The following is a 13,428-nucleotide window of genomic DNA, read 5'->3' as shown; positions in this document are numbered from 1 at the left end:
CGGCGCACCGGCAGCGTCATCGCCGAGACCGGCCTGACGGTCTCCTGGCGCGTCCGCAAGGCAATCCCGACACGAAGGCGGCCGAGACAGGCCGCCGGTACAACGGCCAGCGCGATCCCGCCCGACGGCGAACCGCCGCTGCCCCGAACTGGAGCCGATCATGCAGAGCAGTGCCGAAGTCTCGACGACCATGCCGTTACGTCCGTTCATCCCGCTGCATCCCGTCGAACCGGCGGACCAGCCCAAGCGCGCCGCGTCCCGCTGTTCGACGTGTGCGTTGCGTACCGTCTGCATGCCGCCCGATCTTTCGCCCGACGATTTCGTCCGCGTCGACGCGATGATCTGCACGACGCGCCACGTGCGGCGCGGCGAAACGCTGTTTCGTTCGGGCGATGCGTTCAACAGCATCTACGCGGTGAGAACCGGCTCGTTCAAGACGATCGTGATGCATCGCGACGGCGACGAGCAGATCACCGGCTTCCAGATCGTCGGAGAGTCGCTCGGGCTCGATGGCGTGCACACCGGGCACCACAACGGCGACGCGATCGCGCTCGAAGACAGCACGGTCTGCATCATTCCCTTCGGCCAGCTCGAACAGATGTGCCGCGAAGTGCGGCCGATGCAGCATCACGTATATCAGATGATGAGCGGCGAGATTGTGCGCGAATCTTCGCAGATGCTGCTGCTCGGCACAATGAGCGCCGAACAGCGCGTGGCCGCGTTCCTGCTGAATCTTTCCGCCCGCTTCAAGGCGCGCGGCTACTCGGCCGCGGAATTCGTGCTGCGGATGACGCGCGACGAGATCGGCGAATATCTCGGGATGAAGCTCGAAACGGTCAGCCGCATGCTGTCGAAGTTCCAGCACAAAGGGCTCGTCGCGGCGCAGGGCAAGCAGATCCGGATCGTCGATTCGGATGGCCTGCGGCAAATCTGATCGCACCGCGGCGGCGGCGCGCGGATCAATCGTGCATGCCCAGCACGGCGGCACCTGACACGCGTCCGCCGCGTAGGTCGTCGAGTGCGCTGTTCGCGTCAGTCAGCGCGTAGCGCACTGCCTCGACCCGCAGCGGCGTCGCGGCGGCGATCCGCATGAATGCGACCGCATCCGCACGCGTCAGGTTGGCCACCGACGCGATGCGGCGCTCGCCCCACAGCCACGCGTACGGAAAGCTCGGGATGTCGCTCATGTGAATGCCGCCGCATACGACGATCCCGCCTTTGTCGAGCGCCCGCAGCGCGGCCGGCACCAGCGCCCCCGCCGGCGCGAAAATCAGCGCGGCATCGAGCCGCTCCGGCGGTGCTTCGTCGCTGCCGCCGGCCCATGCCGCGCCCAGCGACAACGCCAATTGCTGCGCCGCGGTGTCGCCGGGCTTCGTCAATGCGAACACCTTGCGTCCCTCACCCTGCGCGACCTGCGCGACCAGATGCGCCGCCGCACCGAAGCCGTAGATGCCGATACGGCGCGCATCGCCCGCCATCCGCAAGGTCCGGTAACCGATCAGGCCGGCGCACAGCAGCGGCGCGGCTTCCAGATCGGAATAGCGCCGTGGCAGATGCACGCAATACCGGTGGTCGGCGACCGCGCACTCGGCATAGCCGCCGTCGATCGTATAGCCCGTGAAACCCGGGTTGTCGCACAGATTTTCGCGGCCGGATATGCAATATGCGCAATGCCCGCATGTCGAGCCCAGCCACGGGACGCCCACCCGGTCGCCGACGGCGAAGCTCATCACGCCTTCGCCCAGCCCGCGCACCGTGCCGACGATCTGGTGCCCCGGAATCAGCGGCAGTTTCGCGTGAGCGAGTTCGCCGTCGACCACGTGGAGATCAGTCCTGCACACCCCGCACGCATGCACGTCGATCAGCAACTGACCCGCCGCAGGCGACGGGTCAGGCACGCGCGTTTCGCGTAAATGCGGCGTCGTGCCGTCAAACATCATCGCAAGCATGCTTGCCCTCCCCGCGCGATCGCCTTCTCGCGCTTCGCTTTCACAGGCTAGTCGCTGCACTTCGCGCATGCACCGCCCGGTGACTGACGCTTGATGTGCGTCAACGGCCGTCAGACGGTTGCTGACACGATGAAGTGACGTGAATGACGCCGCCGGCGCGGCGACCTGGAGATAATCGATGATATCCGTTCCCCCGCTTGCCGCAAGCATGCGTCCCGACCATGATCCGAGGTCGCTGGTCGGCTACGCGGTGCTGGCGCCGTCCAGCCACAATTCCCAGCCGTGGCGCTTCCTGGTCAACGGCAACACGATCTCGGTGTGCGCAGACCGCACGCGCGCGTTACCCGTGGTCGATCCGTTCGATCGCGAGTTGATCATCAGCTGCGGGGCGGCGTTGCTAAATCTGCGCGTCGCGCTCGACCACGCCGGGTTCGCCCATACGATCAGCACGTTTCCGTCCGAAGTCGACCCCGATCTGCTGGCGCAGGTCCGGATCTGCGACGATGGCTATTCCGACGCGGCCCTCGGCACACTGTTCGATGCGATTCCGGCGCGCGTCACGACACGCGCGCCGTTCGAATCCAGCTTGGTTCCAGAAGCGATCCAGCAGGCGCTGATCGAGGCCGGCATCGCGGAAGGCGCCGATGTCGCGTGCGTCGACTCGATTGCACACCGTGCGCGCGTCGCCGAGCTGGTCGCCGAAGCCGACCGTCAGCAGTTCGCGGACCCGCGCTTCCGGCGCGAACTGGCGAGTTGGATCGATCCGCGCCGGCATGTCGACGGCATGCCGGCATTCGCGGCCGGCGTGCCGGCGTTGCTGGACTTCGCCGCGCCCGTCGTGACGATGGCAGTGCGGACCTTCGATCTCGGCAACGGGCTGGCCGCCCTGCATCACCAGCTCGTCGGCGCATCGCCGCTGATCGTGTGCATCGCGACCGTGCGAGACGATCGCGAAGCGTGGCTCGCCGCCGGCCAGGCGCTGGAGCGGATCCTGCTCGTCGCTACGCGCGCGGGCTACACCGCGTCGTACCTGAATCAGCCGGTCGAGACGGCCGGATTGCGCGCCCATTTGCGCCACATGCTCGGGCTGCGCGGCGAGCCGCAGTTGCTGCTGCGCGTCGGGCGCGGCCCGCATACGCCGCATTCGCCGCGTCGTCCGCTCGACGAAGTGCTCTCTTTCTCCTGATCTCGACGAGGAAACGAACATGAACATCATGCGTTGCGCCGCCCTCTGCGTGATCGCCGTGACGGCCAGCACGGCTGCCGCGCAGACGGCCGTGCCCGAGCCGACGGAACTCGTCGAAGCGCAGCACTGCATGTTCTGCCATACGCCCGACATGACGTTCCTCGGGCCGTCATTCCACGAGATTGCGGAACGGTACCGCGGCGATCCGCGTGCGGCGGCGGAGCTGGAACGCAAGCTGCGCGTCGGCGGCCCCGCACACTGGGGCAATACACCGATGCCTTCCGCCGTCGATCGTGGCGGCCCGCTGTCCTCCGACGACTCGCATCGGCTCGTACAATGGGTGTTGAGCCAGTGACCAACGCGCGACCCTTCCACTCACGTCGACCATGATCAAACGTGCGCCCGCGAGCAACGCGCGCCACCGTCCCGCATCCGGTGCGACGATCGTGAAGACGCGCGGCAAGCGCTCGCGCACAAGACTCGATGCCGTCGTCGGCGGCGACGTCGGCAGACAGCCCGTCCCGCGTCCGACGCGTACGGCCAACAGCCCGAACAGCGCCTGGATCGACGAAGACGCGACCCTTCTGCGGCGTTCCGGCATGCGCGGCATCCGGCTGCAGCTCGACTACTGGAAAGCCGAGGAGCGCCTGCAGAACGAGCGTATCGGCCATGCGGTCGTGATCTACGGCAGCACGCGCATCGTTGCACCGTCGGTCGCTAACGCGCGGCTCGATGATGCGAATCGCCTGCTCGCGGAGCGTCCACACGACGCGAGCCGGCGGCGCGCCGCGACGATCGCCAGCCGGCTCGTCGAACACAGCGGCTATTACCGCGTTGCGCGCGAGTTTGGGCGTATCGTCGCCCATGCCGACCGATGCACGCGCACCGCGCGGCTCGCCATCGTCACCGGCGGCGGCCCCGGCATCATGGAGGCCGCCAATCGCGGCGCCTACGAGCGCGGTGCGCCGAGCATCGGCTTCAATATCGAGCTGCCACGGGAACAGGCGCCGAATCCGTACATCACGCCGGCTCTTTGCTTCCGGTTTCACTATTTCGCCATCCGCAAGCTGCACCTGCTCGAGCGCGCGAAAGCGGCCGTCTTCTTCCCTGGCGGCTACGGCACCTTCGACGAGCTGTTCGAAGTGCTGACGCTGCTGCAGACGCGCAAAATCGCGCCGCTGCCCGTCATCCTCGTCGGCGAGGCGTACTGGCGCCGTGCGGTCGACCTGGCGTTTCTCGCGGACGAAGGGATGATCGACCGCCGCGACCTGGAGCTGTTCACGTATTGCGAATCCGCTGCCCAGATCTGGCACGCGATCGGAAGCTGGTATGCACGGCGTCGGGAACGCCCGCCGGCACGCTGCGATGTGTCTTCGAAGTCACACGCGGTGTAGGAATCCGCCGACGAAACGAGCATTATTCCTACCGTGACTTCGGGACAGGCTGATTGAAGCGGCGGCGCGCGACACCGATACTGAAATCACGGATACCGGCTGCACGGCGCCCGATCGCAAGACAACCAGGAGAGATGCCATGTCATACGTCGACTATCGTTCCGATCCGGGGATGCGGGCCACCACATCCGACACGTCCGGCACGGCATCGCTTGACACGGTGGCGCTCGTTGCACTCGCGCGTGACGCCGGCATGCTGGTCACACTCGACGGGCAGATCGGGCGCGAGCGCTACGAAAGCGTGACGGGATCCATCGCGACACTGGCCCGGTTCGCACAGGCGCTGCAGCTTGCGGGGCTCAAGGCGGCCTGATGTCCGGCGTCGCGGCGCGCCGTGCGGCGACATCCGTCGCCGTCAGAATCCCTCGCTCGTCGCGTCGTCGTGCCCGCCCGTTCGAGGATGGCGGCGTCCCGATGAACGCCTGCCTGCCGATGCGAGCCAGCCCTTTCGCGCCGGCGCACGCCCGATGAAGCCGCGATGAACCGCCCGTTATCTGGATACATCGCCCGCGTGCTGCCGGGCGTGGCGCTGCTCGCGAACTACCGCCGCGCATGGCTCGCGCGCGACCTGTATGCGGGAATCGCGCTGTCCGCAGTACTGGTGCCGGTCGGCATGAGTTACGCGCAGGCGGCCGGACTGCCCGCCATCACGGGGCTTCATGCGTCGGTCGCGGCCTTGCTCGCCTATGCGTTGCTCGGCCCGAGCCGGATTCTCGTCCTCGGTCCGGATTCCGCGCTAGCGGCGCTGATCGCCGGCGCGATCGTCCCGCTCGCCGGCCATGATCCGCCGCGCGCGATCGCGCTTGCCGGCGCGCTGGCGCTGTCGGCCGGAACGATCTGCATTCTGCTCGGTGTGCTCGACCTCGGCTTCGTCACCGATCTGCTGTCGCGTCCGATCCAGTATGGTTACCTGAACGGCATCGCCATCGCGCTCGCGCTTGGGCGACTGCCCGAACTGTTGGGCATGCCAGTATCGGCCGGCGACGTGTTTTCCAGCGTACCGCATATCGTGCACGCGCTCGCAGGCGGCCGGTTTTCGGTCGCTGCCGGTCTGCTCGGGGTCGCGGTGCTGGCGACCATCATCCTGTTCAAACAGGTGGCGCCGCGCTGGCCCGGCGTATTGATCGCCGTGCTGGCGGCGACGATCGTCGCCCGTCTGCCGCCGTTGCACGGGATCCCGACGGTCGGCGCGCTGCCGGCCGGCCTGCCCGCCCCGCGTCTTCCGGCCGTCTCGCTTGCCGATCTGAGCGCGCTCGCGTCCGGTGCGGTCGCCGTGGCGCTGGTGTCGTTCGCCGACATCAGCATGCTGTCGCGTGCGCTGTCTGCACGGGCGGGCGATGCGCCGAACCGCAACCAGGAGCTGATCGCACTTGGCGCGGCCAATCTACTGGCCGGCATGACGCAGGGGTGCGCGGTCAGCAGCAGCGCGTCGCGCACACCGGTCGCGATCGCCGCCGGCGCCCAAAGCCAGATCACGAACCTCGTCGCGGCCGCGTGCATCACAATACTGCTCGTTGCCGCGCCGGCCCTGCTCATCTTCGTCCCGCGCACGGCGCTGGCCGCGGTCGTAATCTACGCGGCGTTCGGCATCGCCGACGTCCGCAGCGTCGTGCGGCTGTACCGAATGCGCCGCGGCGAATGCCTGATTTCGATGCTGTGCTTCGCCGGCGTGATCGGCATGGGTGTCGTGCCCGGCATCCTGCTCGCCAGCGCGCTGTCACTGCTGTCGTTCGTGTGGCGGGCCTGGCATCCGTACGACGCGGTGCTGGGCCGGCTAACGGGCGTACGCGGCTATCACGACATCGCGCGGCATCCGGGTGCAGCGCAAACGTCCGGGCTCGTGCTGTTCCGCTGGGATGCGCCGCTCTTCTATGCAAACGTCGAGATCTTCTGCGAACATTTGCGCGCCGCGATCGCGCGATCGACGAAGCCGGTCACGCGCATTGTCGTCGCGGCCGAGCCTGTCACCGACATCGACGTGAGTGCCGCGGACCGGCTCGTGGCGCTGCACGCCGAACTGGCGGAACGCGGCATCGCAATGAATTTCGCCGAGATGAAGGGACCGGTGAAGGATCGCCTGCGCGCTTACGGTCTGTTCGACGTGTTCGGCGCAGCCAGCTTCTTTCCGACCGTGACCGATGCGGTTGCCCGTCACGTTCGGCGACCGGGCCGACAGACGCGTCCGTGCAAAAGAAAGCGCGCCACGCGCCGGCGTGTTTCTCACGAGACGCGATAGACGATCGACGCACGAATCGATGCGGCGGTTGCCGCATACCACGACGGGATCGACGCGGTCGCGACGCACACGGCCTTCGGCAGCCGCCGGTTCAAAGCGTAAAGATGTTCGCCTTCTTCATCTCGATCCACGTCATCCCGACACGCAGCCCGTCGATCACGGCTTCGCGCTCGCATGCGCCATCGGGCGATTCGAGCGTGACATGGATCCGGTAACGAAAGCCGTCTGGTTCGGCCGTGACCGCCTCGCTCGCGACCGACCAGTCCGTTTCATGAACCTCACCAGACAATATCATCTGACCTCCCTCCCAGACTGCCGCATCCCGACGGATTCAGTCGATCACCAGGTCGTCGACGACGGCACGCACGCCACGCGCCGACCACGCGGCGCCGCGCACGGCCTTGCGCTCGGAAAACGAGCCGACCTTGCCGGACAGCCGTACGGTGCCGTCGTGCACGTCGATCGCGATGTGCTTCACCTCGCGCTCCGCGTGGCGCATGATCGCGCGCTTGATGTTGCCGCCGATGTCCTCCACGCCCACCGCCCCCTGCACCGCGATGTGGTCGGTTACGCCCGTCACGCTGCGCATCTGCGAGATCGCGCGCACGGCCAGGTGGCTCTGGTATGCCCAGTCGACCTTACCGGACAACGTGATCCAGCCGCGCTCGACCTGCACCTTGACCGCATCGTCATGCAGCCCGACCGTCCAGTGCAGCACGGAACGAACCGCCTTCGCGATGTCCTCGTCGGTACGCACGTCGTCGTCCGGCAGATGCACGGTCATGTCGACGACGAGCGCCTTGACGCCGCCCACGCGGTTCGCAGCGCGCTCGATCGCGAGCTTTTCCGCATAGCTGGGCGGGTGCCCCGAAAGCGTCACGATCCGGTCGGCCACCTCGACACCGATGCGTGTCGCGTCGATCGACGGGTCGGACTCCAGTTCATCCTCGACGTCCTGCTTCAACTGCTTGTCGGTTTTCATCGTCTGCTCTCCTGTGAGCCACGGCATGCCTGTTCGCCGCATACGACCAGATTTGCACAGGCGCGTGCTCGGGTCGCTGACGCATGTCAACGGATGCCCCGCGTCACGCTGCGCGGCCGGCCGACGCGTCGCTTGACGGAAGTCAACTAGGCGCGGCGCGACCGTCTTATCGTGAGATCGCCGATGCGCAACTTTCCAGGCCCGCGCAGTCACGCTTCAAGGAGACTCGAATGACCGAACCGCAACTGTTGGCCTATTCGCCGGCGCCCGCGGCGCAGCCTGCACCGCCCCGCGGCGAGTCGCGGGAAGCCGTCGACCTGCCGCGCCCGATGCTCGACAACGACGTGCCGCTGATGGCAGCGCTCGCGACCCGCATGAGTTCCCGGGAATTCGCCGCCACGCCGCTGCCACCCGCGACGCTCGGCACGATGCTGTGGGCGGCGGACGGCATCAACCGTCCCGCGAGCGGCGGCCGTACGGCACCGTCCGCGCATGCGTTCAACGAAATCGACGTCTACGTCGCGCTGCCGGCCGGCGTCTATCGATACGATGCACCCGCACACCGGCTCGTGCTGAAGCACGCGGTCGACGCGCGCAACCTGACGGGCTATCAGGACTTCGTCGGCCGGGCGCCGCTGGATCTCGTCTATGTCGTGCGAACGTCCGCGATACTCGACATGCCGCCGCGACAACGTGACATGTTCTCGGCGATCGCGGCCGGCGCGATCGCGCAGAATGTTTCGCTGTACTGTGCGGCGGCCGGCATCGGCACCGTCGTGCGCTGCTGGATCGACCACCGCCTGCTCGCCGACGCGCTGCGGTTGAACGAGGACGAATTGCCGATCCTCGCGCAGACGGTCGGCTATCGAACCGGCGGCACGCCGTCGCATGCATGAGCGCCCCGCGGCCGCATCAATGAAAACGGCGCGCGGATCGCTCCGCGCCGGCTTCTCGCGGCGGACAATGCGCGCCTGCACCGCCCGCCGACGATCAGCTGATCGCGAGCTTCTTCTGCCCGACCGGCGCCTTCTTCGGTAGTGTCAGCGACAGCACGCCATCCTGATACGTCGCCGTCGCGTTCGCGTCGTCGATCTCGCCCGACAGCGAGAACGAACGACTGACCGCACCGCTGTAGCGTTCGCGCCGGATCACGCGTTCACCGTCCTTCTGTTCGTTGTTGCGCTCGATCTTCGCGTTGATCGATACGGTATTGCCCGTCACCTGGACGTCGATATCGTCCTTGGCGACGCCGGGCAGTTCCGCGTTGACCGTGTATGCGTTGTCGTTTTCGGTGACGTCGATCTTCATCGATGCAAGATCCGGCTCGTCGGCCAGCGTCATCCCGCGCAGCGGCCTGAACAGGCCCTGGAACAGGTCGGAAACGGGTTCGAGCGAGAACGGATCGTAACGCGTCATGTTGTTCATGGTTCATACTCCTCATGCAGATGACAAGCAGTCGGCGCTTTCGTCCCGACAGCATCGACCGCGATGAAAACCGAGCGCGACACCGGGTGCCGCGCAAGGGACGAATGATCTTGCGAATTCCAGCGTACGCGCCCGTCTCGGCATACGCTTGATGCGCGTCAAAGGCGGCGGCCGATCACGTACAGAACCGGAAGTACCCGCTGTGAAGCAGGACCGGCCGCCCGCCCATTTCCTCGAGCAAGCAACGCGCCGCACGTTCGATGACGGGACGATGGCGCGCAAACGCGTCGACAAGATCCTGCTCGCGAGGTGACACCGCGCGGAAGTGGTCCTCCAGCGCGGCCGCGGTGATCGCGCACCGCACGCGATGTCCGTCGACGAGCGCAAAAAAGCGCAGCGCGGGGTCGACGCCGCAATACGTCGGCGGTTCGGAAGGAAACGATATCTGCATGATGGTTACCTGACCTGATAGTCCATTGACTGCGGACGAAGGCACGCTCGGCACGTTGCCCGTGTCGTCCGGCCCGCACGTTCGGCTCCACCGCCGAGCTTCGTGCCGTGACGGCAATCAGGCCGCCACGGCGGCGGGTGTGGGGCCTTCGTCGCGCACGAGCAGAACCGGGCAACGGGATTCGCGCAGGAAGCGTTCGGCGACACTGCCGAGGAGCATCCGCCGAATGCCGCGACGTCCGTGTGTGCCGATCACGGCCAGATCGATCGAACGATCGTCGACGTAGCGCTGTAGCCGCTCCACGACATCCTGCCCGATATCCGTCTCGACAATTTCCGTCTCGCCGTTCACCCCGGCATGCGAGATCGCCCGGTCAGCGCTTCGCAGGATCGTCTTGCCATAGTGACGGATTTCGTCGAGCAGCGCGGCCGGCTCCATACGCCCGCCGTAAGCAAACAGAATGGATTTATCGACGACGAAAACCGCGAACAGCCGTGCGCCGCACGATCTGGCCATTTTCAGCCCTTCGTCGAGCGCCTTTTTTGATGAAGGACTACCGTCTACTGCGACCATGATGCTCGTATACATGCGGACCTCGCTGGATAACCCGACGCGTTGGCGGCGTTCGAATGTGTTTCCATCATCATCGCTGGCCGGACGCGCTCGTTGACCGAGGTCAACGGTTTGAAATCGGCGGAATGCCGACAGCGGACGGGACCGAGGTCCGCAGCGGCGAGCGCATCGACGTGTTCGGTCGTGTGCCAGCGCGACACGAGCCTTGACGCGACGCGCAACATGTTCAACGCTCACTCGGCAGCGATGGGATATGCGGCGAAGGCGGCTGACGCACGTACGACAGGAAGCCGCTCTGTATCCCGAGAATTTTCTTCGCGCACGTATCGTATTGCCAACCGGGCCCGCCATCGCTGTCGTACATGCCCTTGCACATCGGCTTGAGCCGGATCACGTAGCCGCCACCGTCCGATACCGTGCGAGAAGCCCACAGATAGACTTCTCCGGCCACATACGGTTGTGCGGTTTCGATCCGATCCATGCCTGATGGGATGACTCGGGTAGCCGAGTGACTTTCGATGTAACGCTGTGTGTGGTTCCACGCGCCATCGCATTCCGATCGAGTCGAACACCGTAGTGATGCCGCCTGACGCCCCTCGAGCAGTTGCGTCTCCGTCGACCTGAAAGTCGCGGCCCGCTGCGACCCGGCACATGCGCCGAGCGCAAGCAGTACAACAGCCATCAACATCCGTCGTTTCATCGCAAGTGCCTCGCGCAGCCGTGATTTCCCGCTCGTGATGGAACGGCATGATTGGGCTTGGTGTAGGGCACGGCCGCGCCGCGACGAACATGCCGCGTCCGGCGCACAATCACGCGTCATGGTGTGCGAGCGCTGAAACCGAATGTATTGCCGCTCCGGATGACACGATTGACCTGTGTCAATCATGCTTCGGTGCGGCGATCGATCGCGCGCGGATGCCGGGCCCCATGCGCCTGGGCAGAAAGCCGCACACGCGGCATCATCGTCATTGACCGGCATCAACGCCAACGAATCGCGCGTGATAAACCCTCTTCTCGCTGGCGCGTTCGTCCCGGCGTCAGGATTGGTACGCGACCGCGACGGCGGTTCTTCATCCACCGCGGCGACTTCAAAGCCTTAGCGCCCCAGCGCATCGCCATCAAAGACCGTACTTGCGCTTTCGACTCTTAAAGGCTGGCTCGGTACCCTCAAGAATTTCAACGACAGTGCTCTTGATCAGTGGTGACTCAATGCCGCCAGACGTAGACCAAAGCAAAGTTGTCACCGTTTGCGAAGTAAAAATGTCACTTCGTCGGTCGGCATCGACTGGAAAACGGAAAACTGCCGCAAATTCATTGGCTTGAGTGTCGCGCAATAAAGTCGTCACCGCCCCGGGCGTTGCGAAGACAGATGTCAACTCGCCCGGGACGCACCCGCACCGCCGGCAGGCGCGGTTACGCGTTCCGCGGAACCGAAGTTTGAGTGGGCCATCGTGCCGGCGTGATAAATCTCGATTCAGCGGGATGGCAGTCATTGGTATAGGTGCGCAGCGGCGGTGGGTCTCTGTTGAGGGCGATTGGCCACGGGAGACGCCTCAGAGATTGTCAGCGCCGGGCGTTGGCTGATCAGCTGGATACAGGATGGTGTCGGTGATGCGGCCGGCGACCCCATCGAGGTCCGGGAACAACATGCCGCGATTGATGCCGGCCCGCTGAAGCTGTCCCCGGATGATGCCGAATTTCTCGCCTGGAATGCGAATATAGCGCAGCCGGTCGCGAAACTCAGGGTTAGTGTCGAGCGCGAAATACTTTGTGTCGAGCCCACTCTGCTTGCCGCGATGCACTGTGAACCAGCCATCCTGCGCAGCGATACGGCGGGACACGTGGCGCGGCTTAAACAAACGTGTTTGACCGAGCCCGAGCGGATCTTTGCTCTCCTCGGAGGAGATCAGATCGCCAAGCGTAACGGGCAACATCCAGATCGCGCCCGGCCACACGCCGCGGCCCTCCTCGCTTTCACACGAGCGGTTCTCGCACGGTTTCTCGACGGCCGGCTTTCTCACAGCGAACCAGAGTGCCGACAATGCACTCCCCGACCAATCCAGCAAGCGGGTTGGCATCGCGTGGTGTTGCGCGATCGCGAGCCAGTCGGCATTCGTCAGCTCCACGGTCGATTCGACGTGAGGCACGGCACGCTGCTTGAACTCGTCGAGCATGCGTTGCTCGGTGCCGGGCCGAAGCCGCATCTGGTACGGTGCGCGTCCAATGGAGGGCACAAGCCGCCACGACTCGACTTCCTGACCGCGAAACAACGGGAAATCGAGATCCATCACGGGGACGCTGGCAAGCCACTTGTCGACGTGTTGTAGAAAGCTCACGAGGTCCGTCGCTTCCCCGACACATTGGACATCGCGGAGATTGGGATCGAGACTGGATGAGGTGCTCATCGGTGAGTCCTTTGTTCTTGGGTCAGGGTACCGTCATCCTGATGCCCCTTCATTCCACTAGATCCCGCCACGGAATAGAACCACTTCGACAAAGAGCATCGCGGTGCCCTTTGACGATACAACTACACACGCCGTGACTCGCTTCCTAGAGTTTCTACGTAGAAACTGTCGACGACGAGGTCCACACACGGATCACGCATTGGCTGCGCCAACTCGCAGATTTATGCGTGCACATCAACCGCCGCCATATTCGCCACGACAGGCAGAAAACGTTCAGCATCAGTGCGATTCGATCGGCAAGTTAAAGGAAGGCGTGCCAACATGCTGCACCTGCTCCAGCGCTTCAAGATAGCGATGGACCGGCACCGAAGCAAGTTGCTTATCATGAACACGAAGCAACGCTTCGAGTGCAGTCCGTTCCGCGTCTGTAAAAGTCCACTTGCCACCCCGCTCTGCCCGCGCAATGCATTGGTTGAGTGCGAAGTCCACGGAGCGATAAAGTTCCGCTTCGCCGTCGGAACGCAAATAGAAGGCGAGCGCGAGCATATTGGACAGCGTGGCGATCGACTCAATATCACCACTGCCGCCGCAAAGCAGTGCAAATGCGAGGTGGTGTTTGAGAGAAAGACGACGGGCGTGATCAACCGGAAGTGGTAGCAGTTGCGCCCTTCGTCAGTGGCGGTCGGCGCCGGGTAGAGTGTTTTCGCATAGCTTGATCGCGAGTAAAGGCAACATCAAGACTTACTGGATGGCTGGCTTCATCGTGG

General features: G+C 65.1%; 16 protein-coding genes. 8 read left to right on the top strand and 8 right to left on the bottom strand.

Features of this window, described 5'->3' with window-relative positions:
* The first annotated feature begins 160 nt into the window (after nucleotides 1-160).
* Entirely contained in the window at nucleotides 161-934 is a 774-nt protein-coding gene (gene fnr / locus DTA15_RS06670) for a fumarate/nitrate reduction transcriptional regulator Fnr (RefSeq protein WP_006488370.1), read from the top strand.
* A 25-nt stretch (nucleotides 935-959) separates the two neighbouring features.
* Here fnr and DTA15_RS06665 read toward each other — a convergent pair whose 3' ends face one another.
* A complete protein-coding gene (locus DTA15_RS06665; RefSeq protein ID WP_006488306.1) occupies nucleotides 960-1,949 on the bottom strand; it encodes a zinc-dependent alcohol dehydrogenase family protein in 990 nt (329 codons plus the stop codon).
* Nucleotides 1,950-2,127: 178 nt separating this feature from the next.
* Here DTA15_RS06665 and DTA15_RS06660 point away from each other — a divergent pair, with 178 nt between their 5' ends.
* The 5 genes from DTA15_RS06660 (at nucleotide 2,128) to DTA15_RS06640 (ending at nucleotide 6,825) form a co-directional block, all read left to right on the top strand.
* Entirely contained in the window at nucleotides 2,128-3,135 is a 1,008-nt protein-coding gene (locus DTA15_RS06660) for an Acg family FMN-binding oxidoreductase (protein ID WP_006488462.1), read from the top strand.
* Between the two features lie 19 nt (nucleotides 3,136-3,154).
* Nucleotides 3,155-3,490, top strand: a complete 336-nt coding sequence (locus DTA15_RS06655; protein ID WP_006493297.1) for a c-type cytochrome — start codon at nucleotides 3,155-3,157, stop codon at nucleotides 3,488-3,490.
* 31 nt (nucleotides 3,491-3,521) lie between these two features.
* Nucleotides 3,522-4,529 (top strand): LOG family protein, encoded by a 1,008-nt coding sequence (locus tag DTA15_RS06650; RefSeq protein WP_006488440.1) that lies wholly within the window; start codon nucleotides 3,522-3,524, stop codon nucleotides 4,527-4,529.
* Between the two features lie 172 nt (nucleotides 4,530-4,701).
* Nucleotides 4,702-4,902 (top strand): hypothetical protein, encoded by a 201-nt coding sequence (locus DTA15_RS06645; RefSeq protein WP_369718985.1) that lies wholly within the window; start codon nucleotides 4,702-4,704, stop codon nucleotides 4,900-4,902.
* 165 nt (nucleotides 4,903-5,067) lie between these two features.
* Nucleotides 5,068-6,825: a SulP family inorganic anion transporter gene (locus DTA15_RS06640; protein WP_006488350.1), complete on the top strand. Its 1,758-nt coding sequence runs from the start codon at nucleotides 5,068-5,070 to the stop codon at nucleotides 6,823-6,825.
* A gap of 91 nt (nucleotides 6,826-6,916) precedes the next feature.
* Here DTA15_RS06640 and DTA15_RS06635 read toward each other — a convergent pair whose 3' ends face one another.
* Both DTA15_RS06635 and DTA15_RS06630 read right to left on the bottom strand, forming a co-directional pair.
* Nucleotides 6,917-7,120, bottom strand: a complete 204-nt coding sequence (locus DTA15_RS06635) for a hypothetical protein (RefSeq protein ID WP_006488400.1) — start codon at nucleotides 7,118-7,120, stop codon at nucleotides 6,917-6,919.
* 36 nt (nucleotides 7,121-7,156) lie between these two features.
* On the bottom strand, nucleotides 7,157-7,807 hold the full coding sequence (locus tag DTA15_RS06630) for a BON domain-containing protein (RefSeq protein WP_006488287.1): 651 nt from the start codon (nucleotides 7,805-7,807) through the stop codon (nucleotides 7,157-7,159).
* Nucleotides 7,808-8,037: 230 nt separating this feature from the next.
* Between DTA15_RS06630 and DTA15_RS06625 the strand changes: the two genes are divergently transcribed.
* Nucleotides 8,038-8,703 (top strand): nitroreductase family protein, encoded by a 666-nt coding sequence (locus tag DTA15_RS06625; protein ID WP_006488441.1) that lies wholly within the window; start codon nucleotides 8,038-8,040, stop codon nucleotides 8,701-8,703.
* A gap of 94 nt (nucleotides 8,704-8,797) precedes the next feature.
* Here DTA15_RS06625 and DTA15_RS06620 read toward each other — a convergent pair whose 3' ends face one another.
* The 5 genes from DTA15_RS06620 to DTA15_RS06600 form a co-directional block, all read right to left on the bottom strand.
* Entirely contained in the window at nucleotides 8,798-9,232 is a 435-nt protein-coding gene (locus DTA15_RS06620; RefSeq protein ID WP_006488380.1) for an Hsp20/alpha crystallin family protein, read from the bottom strand.
* Nucleotides 9,233-9,407: 175 nt separating this feature from the next.
* On the bottom strand, nucleotides 9,408-9,683 hold the full coding sequence (locus tag DTA15_RS06615) for a DUF1488 family protein (protein WP_006488456.1): 276 nt from the start codon (nucleotides 9,681-9,683) through the stop codon (nucleotides 9,408-9,410).
* Nucleotides 9,684-9,800: 117 nt separating this feature from the next.
* Nucleotides 9,801-10,271 carry a universal stress protein gene (locus tag DTA15_RS06610; RefSeq protein ID WP_006488364.1) on the bottom strand — a complete coding sequence of 157 codons (471 nt, stop codon included), beginning with the start codon at nucleotides 10,269-10,271 and terminating at the stop codon, nucleotides 9,801-9,803.
* 211 nt (nucleotides 10,272-10,482) lie between these two features.
* Complete coding sequence (locus DTA15_RS38960) at nucleotides 10,483-10,737, bottom strand: hypothetical protein (protein WP_006488265.1); 255 nt, start codon at nucleotides 10,735-10,737, stop codon at nucleotides 10,483-10,485.
* 1,072 nt (nucleotides 10,738-11,809) lie between these two features.
* Nucleotides 11,810-12,661 carry an FRG domain-containing protein gene (locus DTA15_RS06600; RefSeq protein WP_012493056.1) on the bottom strand — a complete coding sequence of 284 codons (852 nt, stop codon included), beginning with the start codon at nucleotides 12,659-12,661 and terminating at the stop codon, nucleotides 11,810-11,812.
* A 321-nt stretch (nucleotides 12,662-12,982) separates the two neighbouring features.
* Between DTA15_RS06600 and DTA15_RS06595 the strand changes: the two genes are divergently transcribed.
* A complete protein-coding gene (locus DTA15_RS06595; RefSeq protein WP_034178432.1) occupies nucleotides 12,983-13,318 on the top strand; it encodes a hypothetical protein in 336 nt (111 codons plus the stop codon).
* The last annotated feature ends 110 nt before the right edge of the window (nucleotides 13,319-13,428 follow it).

Origin of the sequence: Burkholderia cenocepacia, assembly GCF_900446215.1 — a bacterium.
Classification (GTDB): Bacteria; Pseudomonadota; Gammaproteobacteria; order Burkholderiales; family Burkholderiaceae; genus Burkholderia; species Burkholderia cenocepacia.
The sequence above is the reverse complement of the archived record's forward strand: the minus strand, read 5'-3'. Positions and strand labels throughout refer to the sequence as shown.